Consider the following 1,205-nt stretch of genomic DNA (forward strand, 5'->3'; position numbering starts at 1 on the left):
ACGTGGAGACGGCCTGGGAGGTCAACCTCGTGCTCACCAAGCTCGAGCCGGAATATCCGTACGACGACAAGATGGCTTGCAGCGCGGCCTGGAAGGTCAGCGGCAAGCCGAACCTCACCGCACTCGGGAGCTAACACCTGATGAGCCTGCTGACTCGTGACGCGATCCTTGCTGTCGACGACCGGAAGTCGGTCGACGTGGAGTGCCCGGAGTGGGGTGGCACGGTCCGCCTGCGTTCCATTTCCGGGGCGCAGCGCGACCAGTTCGAGCAGTCCTGCCTGGTGCAGAAGGGCAAGACACGCCAGGTCAACATGCGTAATGCCAGGGCGAAACTGATCATTCTGTGCGCGGTCGACGAGGACGGTGCCCGGATGTTCTCCGACGCCGACCTCGCGCTCCTCACCAAGAAGAACGCGAAGCCTCTCGACAGGCTGTTCGGCGAGGCACAGAAACTCTGTGGTCTCAGCGACGACGACATGGGCGAGCTGGTCGAGGATTTCGAGAAAACCCCGGACGAGGATTCCACTATCGACTAGCCCTCGCCCTGGGGGGCATGACCGTCGGCGAGCTCCTCGCCCGCATCGACTCCAAGGAGCTCACCGCCTGGGCCGCGTACGAGCAAGTGAACGGCCCCCTCGGCCCGCTCCGTGGTGACTATCAGGCCGCGCTCATCGCGGCCACCATCACGAACATGCTCGCCGGGAAGAAAGCCGGCCAGAAGAAGCTCAACGATTTCCTGTTGGAGTGGGACCGGCGGCCCCAGACCTGGCAGGAACAGCTCGAGCTCGTCCGCGCGATGAACGCGAGGCTCGGCGGCACTGACACAACTCAACAGGGGAGGCGGAATGTCGACGACCAGTCGCCTCGCGACCCTGCTGGTTCGGATCCAGGGCGACGCCGACGGACTCGAGGGCGAGCTGGACGGGGGCCTGGCCCGGGCTGAGTCCACCGTGCAGAGGGCGGGCGAGCGGATCCGTTCCGCCTCGTCCGCCATCGGCGCCGGGATCGGCACCGCCCTGGGCGTCGGCATCAGCACCGCGATCGAGAACGAGTCCGCCGGCGACAAGCTCGCCGCCCAGCTCGGCGCGTCCGGGGACCGGGCCGCTGAGCTCGGCCGGATCCAGGGCGACGTGTACGCCGCCGGGTGGGGCGACTCCCTCGACACGGTTGGCCTCGCGATCAAAGGCGTCCAGCAGAACATCGGC

General features: G+C 67.0%; 2 protein-coding genes and 1 pseudogene. All 3 read left to right on the top strand.

What is annotated here, in order from left to right; genetic code table 11:
- Positions 1-140: 140 nt before the first annotated feature.
- Positions 141-536, top strand: a complete 396-nt coding sequence (locus tag FREUN1FDRAFT_RS39145; RefSeq protein ID WP_006546001.1) for a hypothetical protein — start codon at positions 141-143, stop codon at positions 534-536.
- 17 nt (positions 537-553) lie between these two features.
- Complete coding sequence (locus tag FREUN1FDRAFT_RS48475; RefSeq protein WP_083828978.1) at positions 554-943, top strand: DUF4035 domain-containing protein; 390 nt, start codon at positions 554-556, stop codon at positions 941-943.
- A pseudogene (locus FREUN1FDRAFT_RS39150) lies at positions 846-1,205 on the top strand (hypothetical protein); the annotation flags it as partial. The gene FREUN1FDRAFT_RS48475 and the pseudogene FREUN1FDRAFT_RS39150, both read left to right, overlap by 98 nt.

The organism is Parafrankia sp. EUN1f, assembly GCF_000177675.1.
Taxonomy (GTDB): Bacteria; Actinomycetota; Actinomycetes; order Frankiales; family Frankiaceae; genus Parafrankia.

What these genes read in the sequence shown, in the direction of transcription:
- FREUN1FDRAFT_RS39145 (WP_006546001.1), top strand. Translation starts at nt 141, where the DNA reads ATGAGCCTGCTGACTCGTGACGCGATCCTTGCTGTCGACGACCGGAAG.
- FREUN1FDRAFT_RS48475 (WP_083828978.1), top strand. Translation starts at nt 554, where the DNA reads ATGACCGTCGGCGAGCTCCTCGCCCGCATCGACTCCAAGGAGCTCACC.